Origin of the sequence: Pseudomonas sp. URMO17WK12:I12 (genome assembly GCF_000514395.1) — a bacterium.
Taxonomy (GTDB): Bacteria; Pseudomonadota; Gammaproteobacteria; order Pseudomonadales; family Pseudomonadaceae; genus Aquipseudomonas; species Aquipseudomonas mucoides.
On the sequence record NZ_AZVV01000022.1, the window covers coordinates 31,426 to 54,830 of the forward strand.

The 23,405-nt window shown below is 60.2% G+C and carries 9 protein-coding genes, 1 rRNA gene and 1 pseudogene; 7 read left to right on the top strand and 4 right to left on the bottom strand.

All coding sequences use genetic code 11. The annotated features are described in order from the left end of the window. The first annotated feature begins 245 nt into the window (after positions 1-245). Entirely contained in the window at positions 246-12,179 is an 11,934-nt protein-coding gene (locus tag D882_RS0126405) for a retention module-containing protein (protein WP_027926025.1), read from the top strand. 149 nt (positions 12,180-12,328) lie between these two features. After that, the gene (locus D882_RS0126410; RefSeq protein ID WP_027926026.1) at positions 12,329-12,667 is read left to right on the top strand and encodes a hypothetical protein; all 339 of its coding nucleotides are present in this window, start codon (positions 12,329-12,331) and stop codon (positions 12,665-12,667) included. A 49-nt stretch (positions 12,668-12,716) separates the two neighbouring features. Here D882_RS0126410 and D882_RS1000000133295 read toward each other — a convergent pair. From D882_RS1000000133295 to lapG, 3 genes and pseudogenes are all read right to left on the bottom strand, one after another. Next, positions 12,717-12,962: pseudogene (locus tag D882_RS1000000133295) on the bottom strand (DUF6124 family protein); the annotation flags it as partial. Between the two features lie 385 nt (positions 12,963-13,347). Continuing rightward, complete coding sequence (gene lapD / locus D882_RS0126415; protein WP_027926027.1) at positions 13,348-15,294, bottom strand: cyclic di-GMP receptor LapD; 1,947 nt, start codon at positions 15,292-15,294, stop codon at positions 13,348-13,350. A 14-nt stretch (positions 15,295-15,308) separates the two neighbouring features. Then, positions 15,309-16,001: a cysteine protease LapG gene (lapG, locus tag D882_RS0126420; RefSeq protein ID WP_027926028.1), complete on the bottom strand. Its 693-nt coding sequence runs from the start codon at positions 15,999-16,001 to the stop codon at positions 15,309-15,311. A gap of 218 nt (positions 16,002-16,219) precedes the next feature. Between lapG and D882_RS0126425 the strand changes: the two genes are divergently transcribed. The 5 genes from D882_RS0126425 to D882_RS0126445 all read left to right on the top strand — a co-directional run bounded on the left by D882_RS0126425 (position 16,220) and on the right by D882_RS0126445 (position 23,234). After that, positions 16,220-16,930, top strand: coding sequence for a GntR family transcriptional regulator (locus tag D882_RS0126425; protein ID WP_027926029.1), 711 nt, complete (start codon positions 16,220-16,222; stop codon positions 16,928-16,930). Positions 16,931-17,613: 683 nt separating this feature from the next. Further along, positions 17,614-18,390: a DUF3050 domain-containing protein gene (locus D882_RS0126430; protein ID WP_027926030.1), complete on the top strand. Its 777-nt coding sequence runs from the start codon at positions 17,614-17,616 to the stop codon at positions 18,388-18,390. Then, on the top strand, positions 18,387-19,316 hold the full coding sequence (locus tag D882_RS0126435; protein ID WP_027926031.1) for a diiron oxygenase: 930 nt from the start codon (positions 18,387-18,389) through the stop codon (positions 19,314-19,316). The genes D882_RS0126430 and D882_RS0126435 overlap by 4 nt, the downstream gene beginning before the upstream one ends. Before the next feature lie 14 nt (positions 19,317-19,330). After that, on the top strand, positions 19,331-22,744 hold the full coding sequence (locus D882_RS0126440; RefSeq protein ID WP_027926032.1) for a non-ribosomal peptide synthetase: 3,414 nt from the start codon (positions 19,331-19,333) through the stop codon (positions 22,742-22,744). 22 nt (positions 22,745-22,766) lie between these two features. Next, positions 22,767-23,234: an SRPBCC family protein gene (locus tag D882_RS0126445; RefSeq protein ID WP_027926033.1), complete on the top strand. Its 468-nt coding sequence runs from the start codon at positions 22,767-22,769 to the stop codon at positions 23,232-23,234. Positions 23,235-23,312: 78 nt separating this feature from the next. On the opposite strand, the gene rrf is transcribed toward D882_RS0126445, so the two are convergent. Next, positions 23,313-23,405, bottom strand: a 5S ribosomal RNA gene (gene rrf / locus D882_RS1000000131695); the annotation flags it as partial.

The window sequence follows — 23,405 nt, forward strand, 5'->3', positions numbered from 1 at the left end:
CGCTCGTTACTCAAATATCAATGTGACATTACTGAGACGAGTGTTTAGGATGGCACCCGCAAGGTCAATAGTTTGGCATATAGTCAATAGCTAAAAAATATAGACAATTTATTGACGAATATCCGCGTCAAACTTGCGTCTACTCTTGCTTTAAAAGTTTGCCCGGACAGGTCCGGCCGAGTGCCGTCATGTCCCTGTAAGTCACGTGTGCAAGTCAACTGAATGTTCCACCCGGAGAGTCTTCAATGAGCAGTGTTGTTGCCATCGTCAAAAGCATTGTCGGTCAAGTTTTCGCGGTGTCCCCAGAGGGCGTCCGTCGTGTACTCGTTGAAGGCGATCGGTTGCTGACAGGGGATCAGGTAGACACGGGGGCAGCGGGTGCCGTGACGCTCGAACTGGCTGACGGCCGGACCCTGGACCTGGGTCGCGACACTCAGTGGAGCGCCAGCGCTCCGGACTCCAGCACCGACCTGGCAGAAGCCACCGCACAGGCCGCGCCATCGGTTGAAGAATTGCAGCAAGCCATCGTCGCCGGCGCCGACCCGACCAAAGACCTTGAAGCCACCGCGGCCGGCCCTACGGCTGCCGGCACGGGCGGCGCGGCAGGTGGCGGTCACAGCTTCGTGATGCTGGATGCCACCGCTGGCCGGGTGGACCCGACCGTGGGTTTCCCAACGGCGGGTTTTGGCACCAGCGCATTGGCGGCACAGAACCCCCTCGACGGACAAACGGCCGACACCAATCCGAACCTGCAACGTGAATCGACCCTGAGCCTCAGCGCCACGCCGACCATCACCGAAGCCGGCGGCGTACTGGTTTACACCGCGACCCTGACACAGGCGCCGCTGACCGACCTGAGCATCACCTTGTCCAACGGCTCGGTGATCGTGATCCAGGCCGGCCAACTGACCGGCACCGTCAGTGTGCCGTTGGCGCCGAACGACACTGTTTATAACGACCCGACCCAAATCGATGTGACCGTCACCGGCACCACGGGCGGCAACGGCATCATCGTCACGCCGCCGACGACCCCGGCCGTGACTCAGGTCACCGACACCGTCGACACCACCACGGTTAGTTTGACCGCAGGCGCCAGCGTTACCGAAGGCGGCGTGATCACCTACACCGCGACGCTGACCAACCCGGCTCAAACCCCGGTGACCATCACGCTGTCCAACGGTTCGACCATCACCATCGACGCCGGCAACACCACGGGCACCGTTAACGTGCCGACCGCTGCCAACGATGTCTATAACAATGGCAGCACCGTCACCACCACGATTACCGGTGCAACCGGTGGCAACTTCGAAAACCTGGTCCCGAGCACCACGCCGGCGGTCACCACCATCACCGACTCCCGCGACGACACCGGCCTGAGCCTGTCGGCATCGACCGAAGTGGCCGAGGGCGGTCAGATTCTGTACACCGCAACCCTGACCAATCCGGCCGGTACGCCAGTCACCGTGACCTTGAGCAACGGCGCGGTCATTACCATCGCGGCGGGCGCGACCACCGGCAGCGTGAGCGTCCCGGCGCCGGCTGATGATGTCTACAAAGATGCTGGAAAAGTCGAAGCGACCATCAAGGACGCCACCGGCGGCAACTTCGAAAACCTGGTGACCAGCCCGGCAGCGGCGGTGACTGAAGTCACTGACACCATCAACACGTCGACAGTCAGCCTGACGGCCAGCGGTACTGTGGCCGAAGGCGGCACCGTGGTTTACACCGCGTCCGTTACCGCACCCGTCACTGGTTCGCCAGTGGTTGTGACCTTGTCCAACGGCCAGACCATTACCATCCCGGTCGGATCGAGCAGCGGCAGTGTGAATTTCACCGCGCCGAACGATGCCCTCGCCGGTGGCGGTTCCTTGAGCGTCAAGATTGATGACGCCAAGGGCGGCAACTACGAGAAGCTGGACGTTGACGGCAAGTCGGCGGACACCTCGATCACCGATACCCAGGACACCACCACCGTTAGCCTGACCGCGACCGATTCCGTCGCTGAAGGCGGTTCGATTGTTTACACCGCGACCCTGACCAACGCCGCCGGCACGCCAGTAACCGTCACCCTGAGCAATGGCGCGGTCATCACCATCGCGGCCAACGCAACCAGCGGTTCCGTGACCGTTAAAGCACCGGCCGATGACGTCTACAAAGACGCCGGCAAAGTCGAAGTCACCATCAAGGACGCCACTGGCGGCAATTTCGAAAACCTGGTCAAAGACCCCACGGCTGCGGTCACCAGCGTCACCGACACCCTCGACACCTCGACCGTCACCCTGACCGCCATCGGCAGCGTGGCCGAGGGCGGCACCGTGGTTTACACCGCATCGGTCGGTGCTCCGGTTACCGGTTCGCCCGTCATCGTGACCCTGGCCAACGGTCAGACCATCACCATCGACGTTGGCAAAAGCAGCGGCACCGTCAATGCCGTGGTCTCGAACGATGTGCTAAATGGCCACGCACCGGTCACCAACTCGATCACCAACATCAGCGGCGGCAACTACGAAAACCTGGTCGCCGACAAGACACCGGTCAGCACCCGCGTGACCGACACCGTCGACACCACCACCCTGTCGCTGACGGCCACCGGCAACGTCAACGAGGGTGGCTCGATTGTTTACACCGCGACCCTGACCAACCCGGCCGGCACGCCAGTGACCGTGACCCTGAGCAACGGCGCGACCATCACCATCGACGCCGGTAAAACCACCGGCACTGTCAAAGTCGATGCGCCGAAGGACGACGTCTACAAAGACGCCGGCAAAGTTGAAGTCACCATCAAAGACGCGGCCGGCGGCAACTTTGAAAGCCTGGTCACCAACCCGGCGCCAGCCGTGACCAACGTGGCGGATACCACCAACATCACACGCCTGACCCTCAGCGCGGACACGGCGGTACTTGAAGGTTCGCACATTACTTACACCGCGACCCTGACCCACGCCGCGCAAACCCCGGTAACTGTCACGCTGAGCAACGGTGAAACCATCACCATTGCCGCGGGCAAAACCAGTGGTTCGGTGACCATCGCGGCGCCAAGCGACGACGTCTACAGGGACACCGGTTTGCTCACCGTGAAGGTGACCGACGCCACCGGCGGCAACTTCGAGAACCTCGTCGTCAGCCAGGCACCCGCAATCACCATCGTCTTTGACACCATCAACACCACATTGCTGTCTCTGTCGGCCAGCCACACCGTCAGCGAGGGTGGCCAGATCACCTATACCGCCACCCTGAGCAACCCGACAGACACGGCCATGACCGTGAAGTTGAGCAACGGCGCGGTCATCCAGATCGCCGCTGGCGCTTCCAGCGGTTCGGTCGAGTTTGCTGCACCGGCTGACACACCGTACGTCGATGGCGGCAAAGTCGCGGCGATCATCGTCAGCCAAAGCGGTGGCAACTTCGAAAACGTCGCGGTCAATTACGCGCCTGCGGTCACCACCGTTGCTGATACGAAAGACACCACCGGCCTGTCACTGAGCGCCACCGGCACGGTCGCCGAGGGCGGCTCGATTGTCTACACCGCGACGCTGACCAATGCCGCTGGCTCTGCCATGAGTGTGACGCTGAGCAACGGCGCCGTGATCAACATTGCCAAGGGCGCCACCACCGGCTCAGTGAGTTTCGCCGCGCCCAAGGATGATGTGTACAAGGACGCCGGCAAAGTCGACGCCAGCATCACCAAAACCACCGGTGGCAACTTCGAAAACCTGGTGGCCGACAAGACGCCAGCTGTCACTAACGTGACCGACACCATCAACAACAGCACCGTATCCCTGACCGCCACGGCCCACACGGTCGAAGGCGGCACCGTGGTCTATACCGCGTCCGTCACCGCGCCCGTCACCGGTTCACCGGTGGTTGTGACCTTGTCCAACGGCCAGACCATCACCATTCCGGTCGGCGCCAGCAGTGCAAGCGTGCATTTCAAAGCACCTAACGATGCCTTGGCTGGCGGCGGATCGCTGAGCGTAAAAATCGACGGCACCACCGGTGGCAACTACGAAAATCTGGTGGCGAACAAAACGCCGGCGGTCACCTCAGTGACCGATGTAAAAGACACCACCACGGTTAGCCTGACCGCGACCGATTCCGTCGCTGAAGGCGGCTCGATCGTTTACACCGCCAAACTGACCAACGCCGCCGGCACGCCAGTCACCGTCACCTTGAGCAATGGCGCGGTGATCAGCATCGCTGCGGGTGCGACCACTGGCTCGGTGACCGTCAAGGCACCGGCCGATGACGTCTACAAAGACGCCGGCAAAGTCGAAGCGACCATCAAAGACGCCACTGGCGGCAACTTCGAACACCTGGTGAGCAGCCCGGTAGCAGCGGTGACTGACGTCACTGACACGATCAACACCTCGACGGTCAGCCTGACGGCAACGCCTGCCACGAACGAAGGCGGCAACGTGGTGTACACCGCGTCCGTCACTGCACCCGTCACTGGCCAGGCCGTGGTCGTCACCTTGGCCAACGGTGAAAAAATCACCATCGCCGTCGGTGAAAGCAATGCCTCGATCACCGTCAAGGCGCCGAACGATGCGCTGGTCGGCCACGAGCCGCTGATCAACTCCATCAAGGAGGTGACCGGTGGCAACTTCGAGAATCTGGTCGCCGACAAAACCCCGACCTCGACCGCCATCAGCGATACCGTGGACACCACCAAGGTGACCATGACCGCCAGCGACTACGTGGTCGAAGGCGGCAACATCACTTACACCGTCAACCTCAGCAATGCCGCTGGCACTGACATGACGGTCAAGTTGAGCAACGGCGAGAGCGTCCTGATCAAGGCCGGCGACAAGTCGGGCTCCATCACCGTTCCGGCGCCGGGCGATGACGTCTACAAGGACGGCAGCAAGATCACCGTCGGCATCGCCAGCACCAGCGGCGGCGATTTCGAGAAGCTCGACGTCAGCCAGACCACGCACACCACCACCGTCAATGACACCATCGACACCACGACGCTGAAGCTCAGCGCAGACGTGAGCACCGTCGGCGAAGGTGGCCAGATCATCTACACCGCCACCCTGAACCACCCGGCTGACACCGCGATGACCGTGACGCTGAACAATGGCCTGGTGATCAATATCAAGGCCGGCGAATCCAGTGGTTCGGTGCCGTACACCGTGCCGAATGACATTTACACCGGCGCACCGGACGTCCGCGCAGCAATCGCCGACAGCACCGGCGGCAACTTCGAAAAACTCGACACCGACCGCTCCGCCGTCGTCACCAAAGTAACCGACACCGCCGACACCACCAGCCTGACCCTCAGCGCCAGCAGTTCGGTGCAGGAAGGTGGGCAGATCGTCTACACCGCGACCTTGTCCCATGCCGCCGGCAGCGACATGACCGTGAAACTGAGCAACGGCGCGATCATCACCATCCTCAAGGATGCGGTGTCCGGCCAGGTCAGCGTGGACGCACCGAAAGACGACGTGTACCTGGACGCCGGCAAAGTCACCGCCAGCATCGATCAGGTCAGCGGCGGCAAGTTTGAAAGCCTGGTGCCGGACAAGTCGCTGGTGTCCACGGACATCACGGACACCCTCAACGACGTGGTCGCCAAACTGACGGTGGATAACTCCAGCATCACCGAAGGCGGCAAAGTCACCTACACCGTGACCCTGACCAACGCCGATGGTTTGCCGGTCAACAATCACGGTGACCTGACCTTTACATTGACTGACGGCACCGTGGTCAAAGTTGCGGCCAACCAAACCAGCGGCAACACCGTGGTGACCACCCAGGACAACCACTACGTCAACCAGCCGGTGACTGTGGTTAATCAACTGACTGGCGTCTCGGGCACCAACAACTTCGAAAACCTGGTACTGAGCACCGACAAGACCAGCGTCACCGTCATCGACAACGACCACGCGCCAGTGTCCGCCGGCGGTGCTGTCACCGGCCTCGAAGATTCGACCATCACCCTGAGCTGGAACGACTTCAAGGTCACCGACGTCGATAATGACAGTCCACTCGGCATCACCATCACCCAGGTATCGGGCGGTGGCACGCTGCTGTTCAACGGTGTGCAGGTCACCTTGGGCCAGACCATCAGCCAGGCGGATATCGCGCTGGGCAAACTGACCTTTGTACCCGCCGCCAATGAATCGGGCGCCGATGGTTACGGCGGTACCGGCGTTGGTAACAAGGCGTCGGATTACGCGCAGATCCAGTTCAAACCTACCGACGGCTTCAACCAGGGCGCGGAATCGACCTTGAAAGTCGACATCACCCCGGTAGCTGACGCGCCAACGCTGAACGTCGCGGGCAACAACGTAACCTCGACGGGCTTGATCAAAGAGGTCTGGACCGGCCTGTCAGGCCTCGGCACCGATGGCAGCGGCGCGGCAACGGGCACACTGAAAAGTGTCATCGATGGCGCCGGCACACCGAATTCCAGCAGCACCGTGAGCAACGTGCAATCCGGTGGCGATGTGGCCCAAGGCACGGCGTCGAAAACCTCCGGCCTGATTTACCTCGAAGCCGGCAAGACTTACACCTTCAGCGGCACCGGCGATGACAGCTTGCTGGTGACCATTGGTGGCAAGAACATCGCGGCCACTACGTGGGGCGCAGGTGCCAACCTGAACGGTTCGTTCACCCCGTCCACCAGCGGTTACTACACGCTGGACATCTACCACCACAATCAGAACGGTCCGGGCAACTATGACGTCAACCTGTCGGTCAACGGCAGCCCGGCCATCGACCTGAGCAGCGCTGGCGTTCCGCTGTATACCGGCGTCGCGGATCTGGCCGCTTCCGGCGTGACGGTGTCCGATTTGCACGGCACCAACGGCGAAGGCTACTACGACGGCTACGCACTCAACACCGGCGCAGAAGGCACCAGCATTCACCTGTCCGCCATCAGCACGGCGCTGACCGATACCGACGGCTCTGAAAGCCTGAGCGTGAAGATCAGCGGCATCCCGGCGGGCTCGGTACTTACTGACGGCGCGGGCCATACCTTCACCGCGACTGCGACCTCAGGCGAAGCCAATGTCACCGGCTGGAACCTCGGCTCCCTGACCGTGACCCCGCCGGCGAACTACAACGGCCAGTTCAACCTGACCGTGACCTCGACGTCCACCGAGACCCTCGGCGGTTCCGCGCCAAGTACCGCGACGATCCCGGTCACGGTTTATCCGACGGCCTACGTCAGCGAAGTGGTTGCGACCCTCACCGTGGATAAAACCACCGTGGCCGAAGGTGGCCAGATCACTTACACCGTGACCCTGTCCAACAAAGACGGCATTGCAATCAGCAGCCACGACGAGCTGACCTTCAAGCTGTCCGACGGCACACTCATCAAAGTGCCCGCCAACGCGGCGTCGGGCTCGTTCACCATTACCGCCCCTGACGACATCCTGATGGGCGGTCAGCCGACCATCGTCAACAAGCTCGAAAGCGTTAGCGGTGCTGACAACTTCCAACAACTGACCCTGGCGCAGAATTCGTCGCAAACCACCGTGACCGACGAGTCAGGTTCGGGTACCTCAATCGACAACCATGGCGACAAAGTCGGCATCACCATCGTCGGCAACGGCGCGGTCCTGGAAAACCAGGCGCCGAGCTTCACCATCAAGCTCGACAAGGCCCAGGATGTTGCCCTGACCGTGAAACTGAGCGACGGCCAGACAGTGACCTTCGCCGCAGGCGAAACGGAAAAAGTCCACACCCTGGCGCCGCAAGGCGAAGACGTCTACAAAGACGGCGGCACCGCGACGCTGGGCATCAGCGGCGCAACTTCCGGTGGCACTGCGCTGGAAAATCTGGTGGTGGGTAACCCGGCATCGGTGGTCATCACCGACACCATTAGCGAAGTCATCGCCAAGCTGACCGCGACCCCGAGCGTGAATGAAAACGGCACTATCACCTACACCGCGACCCTGACCGATGCCAAAGGCACCTTGGTCACCGCTCACGATGCGCCGGTCACCGTCACCCTCGACAGCGGCAAGACCATCACCATCGCCGTCGGCCAGAGCTCCGGCACCTTGCTGGTGACGGCCGATAACGATGTCTACAAAGGCCAGACCACCGTCACCGAAGGCATCAAATCGGCGGCCGGTGGCAACCTGGAACTGATTTCGCCAAACACCGACAAAGTCACCACCACGGTCAATGACGTCAACGACGCCACCACCGTAAAACTGACCGCCACCCCGAGCGTCGATGAAAACGGCACCATCACTTACACCGCGACGCTGACCGACGCCAAAGGCGCCTTGGTCACCGCGCACGATGCGCCGGTCACCGTCACCCTCGACAGCGGCAAAACCATCACCATCGCCGTCGGCCAGAGCTCGGGCACCTTGTCGGTAACCGCGGGCAACGACGTTTACAACGGCGCGCCAAGCGTCACTGAATCCATCAAGAGCGCCAGCGGCGGCAACCTTGAAGCCCTCGGCGCAGACAAGACCAGCGTCTCGACCACGGTCGGCGACTTCAAGGACACCACCACGGTCAGCATCACCGGCAGCGCCTCGGTGACCGAAGGCCAGACGGCCAATTACACGGTCAGCCTGACCAACCCGGCGCAGACCGAAGTGACGCTGAAAATCGTCTACAGCGGCACCGCGGCCGACGGTTCGGACTTCACCGGGGTGTACACCGTGAAGATTCCGGCCGGCGCCAGCAGCGCCAATTTCAATGTCGCAACGCTGGACGACCGGATCACCGAAGGCACTGAAAACTTCGTGGTCAAGATCGACTCGGCCACCGGCGGCAACTTCGAGACGCTGGCGGTCAGTGCGACCAATGGCAGCGTCAGCACCTCGATCATCGACAACGATGCGCCGCCGGTGCTCGACCTCGACGCCAATAACTCCAGCGGCGCCACCGGTGCCAACTACAACGTGACGTTCACCGAAGGCACCACCGGCCAGGGTGTATCGATCGGCGACACCGATCTGAAAATCACCGACCCGGACAGCACAATGCTGACCGGCGCAACCATCGTGCTGACCAACCGTCAGCCGGGCGATGCGCTGAACCTGGGCAACAGCGTCAATGGCATCACCATCAATGCCAACAGCACGAATGGCACGGTCACGCTGACGTTGTCCGGCAACGCGACACTCGCCGACTACATGCAGCAGATCAAGAACATCAGCTTCACCAACAGCAGTGAAGACCCGAGCACCGTGCCGCGGATCATCACCGTGACCGTGACCGATGGCAGCAACTACTCCAACACCGCGACCACCACGGTGACCGTCGTCGGGGTGAATGACGCACCGACCGCCGCACCGGTCAACGTCACCGGCACCGAAGACACCCCGCTGATCCTGAACTGGTCGACCTTCGGCGTCAGCGATGTCGACACCCCCGCCGCCAGCCTCGGTGTGAAAATCACCGGCCTGCCGGGCGAAGGTAAATTGCAGTACCTGAACGGCTCGACCTGGACCGACGTAACGGCCAACCAGACCCTCAGCAAGACTGATATCGACGCCGGTAAAGTGCGTTTCATGCCGGATGCCAACGAGTCTGGCGCCAATGGCAACAGCGCCGGCATGGGCAACAACAAGGCGGACTACGCGCAGATCCAGTTCCAGCCAACCGATGGCTCGCTGCAGGGCAACACCGGCACGATCAAAATCGACATCACTCCGGTTGCTGACGCGCCAACGCTGAACGTCGCGAGCAACAACGTCACCTCGACAGGCTTGATCAAGGAAGTCTGGACCGGCCTGTCGGGCCTCGGCACCGATGGCAGCGGCGCGGCTACGGGCACGCTGAAAAGCGTCATCGATGGCGCGGGCAAACCGAACACCAGTGGCACAGTGACCAACGTGCAGTCCGACGACAGCGTCGCGGCAGGCACGGCGTCGAAAACCTCCGGTCTGATCTACCTCGAAGCGGGCAAGACTTACACCTTCAGCGGTACTGGCGATGACAGCCTGCTGGTGACCATCGGCGGCAAGAACGTTGCGTCGATCACCTGGGGTGCGGGGGGTAATTTGAACGGTTCGTTCATCCCGACCACCAGCGGTTACTACACCCTGGACATCTACCACCACAACCAGAGCGGCCCGGGCAGCTATGACGTCAACCTGTCGGTCAACGGCGGTGCGGCAGTCGACCTGAGCAGCGCCGGCGTGCCGCTGTACACCGGTGTGGCGGACCTGGCCGCGGCCGGCGTGACGGTGTCCGATTTGCACGGCACCAACGGCGAAGGCTACTACGACGGTTACAAACTCAACACCGGCGCCGAAGGCACCAGCGTTCACCTGACCGCGATCAACACAGCGCTGACCGACACCGACGGCTCCGAAAGCCTGAGCGTGAAGATCAGCGGCATCCCGGCGGGCTCGGTGCTCACCGATGGCGCCGGCCACACCTTCACCGCCACCGCGACCTCAGGCGAAGCCAACGTCACCGGCTGGAACCTCGGCACCCTGACCGTGACCCCGCCGCCGTACTACAACGGCCAGTTCAACCTGACCGTGACCTCGACCTCCACCGAGGCGTTGGGCGGATCGGCACTCAGCACCGCGACGATTCCAGTCACGGTTTACCCGGCGGCTTACAACGCCGTTACCGCAACGTCCGGTAGTGACAACATCACCGGCACCGACGGCAACGACATCATGGTCGCCGACATCGGCGGGCTGACCGTGGTGCCGGGCACCAACTACAACATCGCGTTCATGGTCGACAGTTCGGGCAGCATGAGCTCGTCGTCGATCAACGCCGCCAAGGACTCGCTGACGTCGGTGTTCAACACTCTCAAGCAGAGCATGGGCGGCAACTCGGGCACCGTGAACATCTTCCTGGTGGACTTCGATACCCAGGTCAACAAATCGGTATCGGTCAACCTGAACGATCCGAACGCCCTGACCTTGCTCAAATCGGTACTGGACTCGATGTCGTCCGGCGGTGTGACCAACTACGAAGATGTGTTCAAAACCACGGCCAACTGGTTCCAGAGCGCTGACGCCGTGGCCAACACCGGGGCGAAGAACCTCACCTACTTCATCACCGACGGCCAACCGAACTACTACCAGAGTGGCGAACAGACCAACCCGACGCTGTACGGCAGCGTGAAGCTCGATGACGTGGTGAACACCCGCAATTACAAGCCGGGAGATACCTTCTCCACGACCATCGACAGTACTCACAAACTGACCATCGACAGTGACGGGAATGCGACGCTGTACACCTTGAACGGCTCCAAGAACTGGAAAGCCAGCGACGTGGGAACCATACACGCTCAGGGCGACGGTACTTACGAGGTGTCCTACACGACGGGCAGCGGCAGTGATCAGACGATTGTCGATAACTCCTCTTCCAGTTTTGCGCTGCTGAGCAATGTGTCCAACGTTGAAGCCATTGGCCTGAACAAGGGCGTTACCCTCGTCGACTTGAGCCCGTACGACTCGAACCATACACCGCAAACCAACATCGATCCGAAAGACCTGGCCAACTCGATCGTCGGTCATACCGAAGCGACACAACCAGGTTCCGACACGGTCAATGGCGGCGACGGCAACGACATTCTGTTCGGCGACCTGGTGAGCTTCAACGGTGTTGCCGGTGAGGGTTATCAGGCGATGCAGGCGTTCGTCGCCCAGCAGACCGGCGTGGACGTCAGCAAGGTCACCACCAGCAACGTGCACCAGTTCATCACCGAGCACTACACCGTGTTTGATGTGTCCGGCGCCCACGACGGCAACGACACGCTGTTGGGTGGTGCGGGCAATGACATTCTCTTCGGCTCGGGTGGCAACGACAGCCTCGACGGCGGCAAGGGCAATGACATTCTGCTCGGCGGCACCGGTAACGACACGCTGATGGGTGGTTCGGGCAACGACATCCTCATTGGCGGTTCGGGCGCCGATACCTTTGTGTGGAAGTCGGGCGACACCGGCAACGACGTGATCAAGGACTTCAAGGCCAACGAAGGCGACCGTATCGACCTGCGTGATCTGTTGCAGGGCGAGACCGGCAGCACCATCGACAACTTCCTGAAGATCAGCACGGTGGATGGCGTGTCGTCGCTGCAAGTCAGCTCCGGCGGCAAGTTCAACTCTGGCGACGCGGCAGCCGCAACACCGGACGTGACGATCAAACTGGAAGGCAACAATTGGTCCAGCGCCAACATCCACACGCTGATTGCCGGCAGCGATCCAACCATCAAAGTCGACCACAACAACAGCTGATCCCACGAAAAACGGCCGCCCTTATGGGGCGGCCGTCACGTTTGTGCCTTTCTCCACGGTGACGATTTCGTCGCCGCACCGCATACTCGCGTCCAGTTGGCCTATGCTGCTGACAGCATGAGGCTGGTTCATTTCTGAGGGATGCTCACATGTTCTACGTGCAACGCGATGCGCAAGGCCAGTTAGTGCGCGTGGAAGCCGCGGCCTACGCCGAGGCCACGGAAACACTGCCGGCCGACCACCATGAGATCCAGGCCTGGTATGCCAACGAAGTGGTGGAAACCAACCTCAAACAACTCAAGCAGAGCGACCAGGAAATGATCCGGGTACTCGACGACTTGATCCAGGTGCTGACCAGCAAAGGCGTGATCCGCGTCACCGACCTGCCGCCGGCGGCACAAGCCAAATTGATGGACCGGACCCAGGCCCGTGAGGCGTTGGGCGGGTTGAGTCATTTGATTGATGATGAAGAGACGGGGTTGATTTAACCCCGCACACTGATCGATCCCACGCGGAGCGTGGGATCGATCATCCGCGCTAAGCCTTGACCGAACCCGGCGCCAACTCTGGCGATTCAAGGTGGTCCAGCGCTCGCTCCACCAATAATGAACCCCATCTGCCATTCGGCCAAGCGCCAGCGCGACGCAGCGGCGTGAGCCTTCGACATCGTCTGCCAGCGCTGATGGAGCGCAGGTCTTCAGAGGCGTTGGCCAGGAGGGTTTCGGTGGGGATGTCGGGGGAGACGGTGAAGAGGTGGCCTCTGCGGGGAGAAGGCGGGTTGGGGGTTACTTTGAACATGGCGTAGTCTCAATGATTACAAAGAGGCTGACCCGGTTCGCTTGCACGCGAATAAGGTGGCCGCTATGTGCGGGGTGCAAGACCGAGTAAACCACGCCCTAAACCTCGGCAGACCCGAAGGTCTCCCGCACACAGCCGCCATAAAGCAATCGCAACAAGCATGAAAAATGCCTGATGAACGGCCAGAGGCAGTGTTTGGATGTGGTTTTTACCCGGACTTGCACGTCCGTGTCACCGATTACTCAGTGACAAGGCCAGACTAGACCTGCGCATTACCCGGAACAAGTTCACCAAAACCGACGCAACTCGAAGGAAATCTCCTAGGAGTTTTCCTTCAGATTTCCCGGTGACTGCGATAAGGGCATCAGCCTCACCGCCAAGGCTTGGGCTCACCGAACAACTGCCCCTGAACCCCATAGATCCCCATTTCCCGAATCACCGACAACTCCCCTTCGGTCTCGACCCGCTCGGCAATCAGCGGCAAATCGATGCTGTGCGCCGCGCGCTGGATTGCCTCGATGAACAGGCGCTTGTCGCTCTCCTGATCAATCGCCCGAATGTAGCCGCCATCGATCTTCAAGTACGCCAACCCCAGCCGCGCCAGGTTGCCGATCATGCTGAAACGCCCGCCAAAGCGCTGCAGGCTCAGGGAGAAACCGAGCTCTCGCAGGCGCCGCGTCAGCTCTTCCAGCTTCGCCTGCTCTGGCAATTGTTCCTCGCCAATTTCCAGGGTCAGGCGCGGCCCCAGATTGGAATTCGCGCGCAGAATCTCGAAGATTTTATTCAGCGTTTGCGGATCGCCCAACGTCGCCGACGACAGGTTCAACGCCAGCGACTCTTCGTGGTCCGCCATCTGTTCCAGCACCAACTCCAACATCAGCCGATCCAGCCGCGCAGTCCAGCCAAAACGCTCCAGCCATGGCAGGAAGCGCCCGGCGGGAATGGTCTGGCCCTGCTCGTCGACCAAGCGCGAGAGCACTTTGTAATGCAGCACCAGTTGCGTGTCCTGACTGGCCACAACCGGTTGGAAATACAGCTGGAAGCGCCGCTGATTCAACGCCTGATCCAGCAAGTTGTTCCAGGCATGATGGTCATCGCCGACACTGGCCGACGCGCTGTGATCCAGGCACGCCCAGCTCGGCTCGCCCTGACTTTCGGCCTGCGCCAGCGCCTGGTCACCCAGCCCCAGCACCGCTTGTGGTGAGTCGCCATGAACAAACGGCGCCAGCCCGATCGAAGCCACCGTGGCCACGTCGGTGGCGCCCGTCGCATGCAGGCTGGCCAAGGCACTGTCGAGGCTCTGCGCCAGCTGCAACGCTTCTTCGCGCACCAACCCCGGGGCCAGCACAGCGAATTCGCCGCCGCGAATCCGCGTGACGAGGTTCTGGGTTTCCGGGTACTTGGTACACTCGCGGGACAACTGCTCGCCTACCGCTTTCAACAACTGGTCGGTGCGCTGGCCGCCTAACCGCTGGTTCAAACCGGCCAGGTCCTTGACCCGCAACAACAGCAGATAACCGGAACTGGCCTGCTCCGGATTGCTCACCCGAGCGTTTAATTGCATCTCGAAATAACGACGGTTGGCGAGTCCCGTCAGGTTGTCCTGATAGGACTCGACCCGCAGTTTTTCACTGCGTTCGGCCTGCTCCTGGAACAGTGCCTTGAGCTTCTCGACCATCTGGTTCATCGCCTGCACCACGCGGCGCAGCTCCGGGGTGCGTGGCAGCTCCGGCAGGCTGAGAAATTCACGACGCGCGATGGCGTGGGATTGCTGGACCATGTAGTCCAGCGGTTTCAATTGCCGACGCAACAGCAGCGCGCCCAGTACCGCACTCACGGCGCCGCAGACCAGCAACCAGCCAAGACTGCCCAGCGCGCTCTGCCACAGCTTGGCCAACGCGAACATCGGGTGGCTGACCACCTCGACCCGCGCCGCCTGCTCCCAGCCACGGCTGACAATCGCATCGCCGCCAGCGGCTTCGAGGCCAATCATTTTGACGAACCAGTCCGGCACGTTGTTCACCGCCGGAATCCCGCTGCGCTCGACGATGGTTTTGTCATTGCTCAGATCAACGACGCGGATACTGGCGTAGTAGCCGCTGTCGAAAATCGAACTGACCAGCAACTCGACCATCGCCGGGTCGTCGATGTTCGGCGTCAGGGACAGCGCCAGCGCCGTCGCGGCGTCCTGAGCGTGGGAACGCAACTGGTTGACGTACTGGGTGCGCGAGCTTTCCAGGCTGACCATGAAGCTGCCGGTGAAGGCGACCACCAGGAACAGACAGATAGCGATCAACAGCTGTTTGAACAAAGACATCTGAGCGCGTGCTCCTAGTTTGTCGTTTCGACCGGGAAACCTTCGGCCTGCATTTTCTTCAACACGTCCTGCCAGCGGGACAGGCGTTTGGTGTCACCGACCTTTTTGTTGCCCTTGGCGCCCGGCAAATACAAACCTTCTGCATTGAAAGAGTAGACCGGTAACAGATCGGTTCGTTGACTGGCCGGTTTTATCTCGTTGATCAGACTGTCGAGCACCAGCGGCATGGCCTCGGGGCTGGAATAGTAGGTCAACACCATGTGCGCCCGGTTCTGGCGCAACGCCTTGACGTAGGTGATGCGCAGCTTGTCACTGGACACGCCGAGGTGGCGCAGGCTGAAATACTTGGCAATCGCATAGTCTTCGCAATCGCCGGCGCCCTTCCACAACGCTTCGATGGGCGTTTCCCAATAATCGACGTCGTGCCACAGGTCGATGTCCTCGACGTAGCGCACCTGATTGTTGAAGAACAGGTTGACCACTTTGAGCTGTTCCAGCTCGCTGACCTGCTTCTGCGTGGCCAGTAAATGCTGCCAGGCGTCTATCCGTTGCTGCCCTTCACCCAACGGCCCGTACAGGGCCTGGGCGCGACGGCTGATCAGCGAAAAGTCCCAATCGGCCTGCAAGCCGCCCAGCATGACGCCGGTCAGCAGCAGCGCGCAGCACAGCCAGCGCAAGATCCGTGGGATTGCGAAACGTACCGCCAATGCGAGGCATCCAGAGCAGGCAAATGGAATTCGCCCGATGGTGCAGGTTAGCCCGACAAAAGACAATGGCACGGTGCAATCACGGGCGACGCGCTAGACTTTGTATTGTGAATGTCATTAAAAGGTTGCGATTGAAAACCTGACTTGTTTGACAAGCCTCATCGCAGTCACTAGTGTCCAGTTGGATCCAAATATTTCAGTCGAATAGGGTGCGAGTAGTGTCACACAAGACCAACCCTCTCAGCAGTATCAAGGTCAGCGGGTCGATACCCGCTCACCTCGCACGTTCGGTGATCGAAGAAACGCTGCGTTCGGCGATTCTCGATGGGCGCATCCCTTGCGGCACCGCGTTGCGCCAGCAAGACCTGGCTGACCTGTTCGGCGTCAGCCGTATGCCCGTGCGCGAAGCCTTGCGCCAGCTCGAAGCCCAGGCGCTGCTCAACGTTGTCGCCCATAAAGGTGCCGTCGTCGCACCGCTGGTCCAGGGCGACGCCGTGGAAACCTATGCGCTGCGGATTCTCCTGGAATCGGAAGCCCTGCGATTGTCGATTCCATTGCTCGAAAAAGAAGACCTGGAAGCCGCTGCCCGTCATATCGATGATATGGAGACCGAGCAGAACTACAGCGAGATTGGCCGTCTCAATCGCTTGTTCCACATGTCGCTGTACTGCAAGGCGCCTAACCGCCGCCTGTTGGGCCTGATCGAAGAAGGGTTGAACGAAGAAGAACGCTTCCTGCGTTTCAACCTCGAAGCGATGGGACTGGGCAAACTGTCCCAGGACGATCACCGGGAGCTGTTGCTGGCCGTGGAAGATCGCGACATCGAGCGCGCAGTCAAGCTGCTAGAAAATCACCTCAACCGCGGTGTAGAGGTCATTACGCGCTATCTCGCCAGCCCTGAAGCACTGAACAAGAAAACCACCCGGTAAATCGTGCCATCAAGCCTGAACGAGCAGATCGGACTGCTCGTTTCGCTGACCACGTCGGCGCTCAGCCCCTCGCTAAAGCCTTGCCCTCGATTTTTCCCTTCCCAAGCCCAATAACTGTACCGAGAGGATGACGCCTCGGTGATAGCGGCTGCCGTGATTTACGCTCACTCTTGGACGGCCAACAACCAATGAACGGGCGACGCTGCGCACCTGCGCAACAGTCCCCGCCACAAGAACCTACGGAAGGAGTCTTGTCACGGGAAAGGAAGCATCGGCGTTGATCCCAGCCAACTTCCACCCTCTAAAGTCACGTCATTGATTCAACCAAGAAAGTTGCTTCGAGTGAGGCATTCACTCTTTATTTCAATTCTGACTTTAATTAGTTGGAAGGAGCAACTACGCCTGAATAAAACTTCAAACCGCAGTTTTATTGGAGCTTGTCGCGCCGAACAAACTTGAACTTTCATTTAATTAAAAAATGACTTGCCGGAAACTTTATTCGTGTATTAGTTTTTGCTCGCCGCACTGAGCAAAGTCCTACAAGGCTTGCCCTGTGGACTCATAGCCATTCAAACCGACTAATCAGTTCGAGGCACTTGCTCGCCCACTGAAAACTTTAAACGCCAGGCACTGATTGATCGCAACTTCCTTAACGCCATCTCAGATCACTTATAGGCATACTCATGAAAGCGAATAAAGACCGTCTCATCCAGAAGAAAGCAGAACTTAGTGCACACCCGATCTTTTCTGAAATACATTCGCTGGCGGTACTTCAGCGCTTCATGGAAACCCATGTATTTGCAGTCTGGGATTTCATGTCGCTGACCAAACGTCTGCAACAGGAACTGACCTGTGTTCAATTACCTTGGCTGCCGCCTCGAGACTCGCAGGCCGCACGCCTGATCAACGAGATCGTGCTGGGTGAGGAGTCCGATGACCGTCCGGCCCAGGGTCATTACAGCCACTTTGAATTGTATCTGGATGCGATGCGCGAAGTCGGCGCCAGCACCGTCGCCGTGGAGCGCTTTGTTGCGTTGCAACAAGAAGGCGTGAGCTACGACGTCGCGTTGCAAAGCGTGGACGTCGACCCGGCCGCCGCGCAGTTCGTGCGGCACACCTTGCACACAGCATTGCATGCACCGGGACACAGCGTTGCAGCGGCGTTTTTGCATGGTCGTGAGAGTGTGATTCCGCAGATGTTCCAGCGAATTCTGGACGATTGGGGCATCGGCATCGAGCAAGCGCCGACCTTCCGTTATTACCTGGAACGGCACATCGAAGTCGATTCCGAAGACCACGGCCCGGCGGCGGAAAAGCTTCTCGCCCGGTTGGTTGATGGCAATCCGCAACGGGAAGAAGACGTCTACGCCAGCGCGATTGCTGCCGTAGAAAGCCGCATTGCCCTGTGGGACGGTCTGCGCCTGAGCATGGGCGAGCCTTTGCGTGAGGTGACTGTATGAACGCTGCCGATTACCAATCCTTCGCCGACGCCTGGGAGAGCCGCGCGACCATCCGCACTCGCCCACGGCGAGTGCTGGAAAACGATGACAAGCTGATCTATCCCTTGAGCCGTCAGCCGCTGGTGCTGAGCGAAACCTTCCTGCGTGAATGCCCGGAACAGCGGGACTTCGCCTTGGTGCAGACGCTCTACAAATTCATCAACGACGTGGTGATTTTCGAAACCGAGATCGTCGACAAGACTGCGCGCAGCATCGCCAAGAATCGCTTCGCCGTGGCGTTCCCGTTCGCTTGCCGATACGACGCCATGACCGTGGTGGTGGACGAGGATTACCACGCCTTGGTGGCCATGGATTTCATGCAGCAGACCATCGCCATGACCGGCATCACACCGGTCCTGTTGCCAGACGAAATCGAGCTCAGTCGCGCTATCCCGGCGGCGGTGGCGCTCGCGCCGGAACACTTGCGCAGTGCCGTCGAATTGATCTGCGTGGCCATTGCCGAGAACACCGTGACCGGCGATGTCGCGGCGTTCGCCAAAGACGACACGGTCAAGCAATCGATCAAAGGCCTGATGGCCGATCACTTGCTGGACGAAGGTCGCCACTCCGGCTTCTGGGCGCGGCTCGTGCGTATCTACTGGCACACCGCGAGCGAAGACGATCGCCATTGCATCGCACAGATCCTGCCGGTGTTCATCGGCCATTACCTGACCAACGATATCCAGAAGTCTTTCGACTTCCGGCTGATCGAGTCTTTGCAGATCAGCGACGCGGCGCGTCAGGCCCTCAAGGGCGAAGTCTCGGGGTTGGCCTTCCCGATCAATCGCCATCACCCGCTGGTCGCCAACATCGTGCGGTTTTTCCGCAGCAGTTCGCTGCTCGATTCACCGTGCGTGCAAGACGCCCTCAGCGACTACCTGGTTTAACGAGGAGAACCTCCATGAGACGTCTCGACATTTTGCTCATTGGTCAAAGCCAGGCCTTGACCGCCCTGGCGCTGGAGCTTGAACAACACGGTCATTCGCTGGTGCGGTTTTTCGACACACTTGATAAGCAACCGTCGTTTGATTTGCTGATAGACGACGCGTCGATGCCTTTCGGTCATTCTGGTGAGACACCGCGATTGACGCTTCAACTGGGTATCGGCGGGTCGGAGGCTGGTAGCTTGCCGTCGCTGGACCTGTTGTGCTCGTACAACGAGGCATTGTTCACGCGTGTGCCGATCGCCGACGAGCCTTACGGCAACGGCCAGGCATTGCGCCTGCGAGCGGTAGCGGAGCTGGTGGATCACGTCGCGCTGCTGGTCAGCCGCTTCTCCCGGGATGCCGAGTATTTTCTGCACGCACAACCGGCCGCGCCGGCTCACTTTGAGCGTGTGGACACGTTGGTGTGGCTTGAACACCTGGCATTCGTCCATCAACTCAACGTCACCGCTCAACCCTGGCTGCTGGAACTGGGGCAGATCCCGATGATCGAGCGCCTTGAACAGCGCCTCCTTCAATCCGCCGAACGACCCGCGCTGAGCATCGACGGTACGACGCTGAGCTATCGGCAACTGCATGCCCATAGCCGTGCTATCCAACAGCAGTTACAGCCGCTGCTCGATAAGCATCAGGGGCCGTTGGTGGTCGGGATCTGCCTGCCGAAATGCAGTGCGCTGTATGCAGGGATTCTGGCGATTCTCGGCAGCGGCGCGGTGTATTTGCCGTTGGAGCCGAGCCATCCGCTGCAACGTCAGCAGTACATACTTTCAAACGCCGGGGCCGTGTTGTTGCTGCATGACGGCCAGCATCCGCTCGCCGAGGACATGCCGGGGCTGGACATCAGCCGCATCGACCTCGACGACGTGGACCTCGAACAACCCTTGATGCGTCAGCGACCTGACAGGGATGCGCCGTGCATGGCGCTCTATACCTCGGGCACCACCGGGCATCCCAAAGGCGTGTTGCTCAGTCAGGCCAACCTTGCACACTTCACTACGTGGTACGCCGACTACGTACAACTCACCGAACAGAGTCGGGTACTGCAGTTTTCATCGCTGAGTTTTGACTCGTCGCTGATCGATATTTTCCCGACGCTGTTGCAGGGCGCCGAGCTGATCGTGCCCAGTGACGATCAACGCCGTGATCCCTTGCAACTGGTCGAGCTGATCCGCCACCAGCAACTCAGCCACGGTTTTTTGCCGCCGGCACTGCTGAGCATTCTGCCGCTGGATCAGTTACAGGGGCTGGATCATGTGATGACCGGCGGCGACGTTTGTGAACCGTACGTGATCGAACAACTGTCGCGCCAGGGCAAGCTCTACAACTTGTATGGCCCGACCGAAGCCACGGTGCTGATCACCGCGCGACAATTGCGTCCCGGCGACAGTAACCGGACCCTCGGCGCACCGATTGCCAACAGTCAGGTGCTGATTCTCGATGAAGAGTTTCAACCCGTTACCGACCACACCGTAGGTGAGTTGTACATCGTCGGGCCGGGGGTGTGCCTGGGGTATCTGAACAACCCGCAGCAGACCGCCGAACGCTATCTGAACCTGAGTTTGCCAAGCGGCCAAAGCCTGCGCGCCTATCGGACTGGCGATATGGCGAAGTGGACGAGCGACGGCATCGAGCTGTGTGGGCGGCGAGATAACCAGGTGAAGATTCGCGGCTTTCGGGTTGAACCGGAAGAGATCGAACGCTGCCTGCGCGACAGCCTGTTGTACCGCCAGGTGGCGGTGGTCATCGACAGCCAGCGGCGCATTCTGGCCTTCCTCGCACAGCCTCAGGAAGACTGGCCCGGTGCCGCTCGCGAAGCCTTGAAGGCTCACGCGTTGCAGTTCTTGCCGGACTACATGCAGCCCGGTGCCTGGACCGAACTGCACAGCATGCCCTTCGCCAGTAATGGCAAAGTCGATCGCAAAGCGTTGCTTGCCATGCCGGTCAACGTCCTGGAAAACACCGCTCGACGCTTGCCAGTCAGTGCCGATGAGGCTTTGCTGCTGGAGATCTGGGCCGAGTTGCTGGAGCTTCCGGCCAGCGATATTTCTACCGACGAAAGCTTCTTCAATCTGGGCGGTCACTCGATCCTGTTGTCGCGCATGTTGCTGCGATTGCGTGAGGAGTTCGGGCGCAGTATTTCGATCAACCGCTTCATTGAACTGCCGACCATTACGAAGTTGGCGACCTTGGTGCGCGGCTCCGGCACTGAAGAAGTGCTCAGCGAAAAGGCCCTGGCGGATGCCTTCCGTGAGTTGGATATTCAGCCGCTGCCTGTCAGCCGAATGGGCGACGTGCATAAGGTGATTGTCACCGGCGCAAACAGTTTTGTCGGTGTGCATATCGTCGAGGCACTGCTGGGTTGGGGCGCCACTGAAGTCGCGTGCCTGGTGCGCGATGGCGGTGGGCAATCAGCGGCCGAGCGCTTCGCTCATGCGCTGCGCGAGAACCGTCTGGAGCATCTGGATCTGAGCCGTGTACGGGTTTATGCGTCGGACATGACTCGTCCGTTTCTGGGGCTATCCGATGAGGTTTACGCGCGCCTCGATCGAGAGTTCGGCGCGCTGGTGCACAACGCTGCCAACGTCAATCACGTACTCGATTACGAATCACTGGCGCGAGACAACGTCGAACCGATTTTCGAGTGCCTGAAGTTGTGTGAAGGGCGCAGCAAGAAAGTCTTCAACTTCGTCTCGACGCTCTCGGCGTCCAGCACGATTGCCGCCGACGGCCGAGTGCTGGAATTGCCAGCGGCGCAGACCCCGCCAATCTATATCAAGAATGGCTACAACCTCTCCAAGTGGGTCGGCGAACGGATTCTTGAACGAGCTCGCGAGCGTGGGGTGCGGGTCAATCTCTATCGCCCCGGCAACATCAGTTTCAACAGCCTCACGGGTGTCTGCCAGCCGCACAAAAACCGTTTGATGTTGATGCTCAAAGGCTCGATCCAGCTCGGCCAGGTGCCGGAGTTCGCGCTGAATTTCGACCTGATGCCGGTGGACTTTCTCGCCCGATTCATCGCCTTCCATGCCAGCCGCTATCAGCCGGAAAAGGCGGTGTTCAACCTGCACAACCCCGAGCCGTTGAGCTGGGACGACTACGTGGCGTCCTTTCGCGAGGCCGGGCGGGAATTCTCTATGGTCAGCGTCGCGCACTGGCAGCAGCAACTGGGCCGGGTCGACAGCGACAACGCGCTGTTCGGTGTGCTCGGTTTTTACCTCAACGGCTTCGAGGAAGACATCGGCGACATCTCGATGATCGGCCACGCCAACGCCCAGGCAGGCGTGCGACAGATGGGCGCGCACTACCCGGAAAAGACCCCGGCGCTACTGCGGCGTGGTTGCGACTACCTGAAAGAAATCAACTTCATCTGAATCAACCAAACGGAGCAAAACCATGAGCACTCTGCAACCCGATACCCTGATCAAAAATCCTGAAGGCTGCCACGTGGTGTCCTCGGTGGAAGTGCCGGTGGAAGCCACGAAAGTCTGGGCAATCGTCGGCAACTTTGCCGGCTTTGATCAGTTCATTCCGGCACTGTCGCACATCGAAATGACGGGCGAAGGCGTATCGTCCTTACGCAAAAAATTCTTCAAGGACGGTAACCTGGTGGTCGAGCAACTCAACTCGCGGGATGACCACGCGTTGAACATGACCTGGACCACGATCTACAACACCTTGGGCGTGGCCAATTTGTGGGCGGCGATGAGTGTTGAGCCGCTGGGCGTGGGCAAGTCCCGTGCGACCTGGACCATCATCGCCGAACCGGTGCAGAGGGGTGCTGAGGCTCTGCCGGGGTTCAAGGCGTTTGTGCAGGGGTTTGCTGATGATGCGATGAATAATGTGTTGAAGCTGTTTGTATAAGTCTGAGCTTGATCGATAACTTAGCCTGAAACGACAAAACCCCTGTCTGCGTTAGCAGACAGGGGTTTCGGAATTCAATCTTGACGATGACCTACTCTCACATGGGGAAACCCCACACTACCATCGGCGATGCATCGTTTCACTGCTGAGTTCGGGATGGGATCAGGTGGT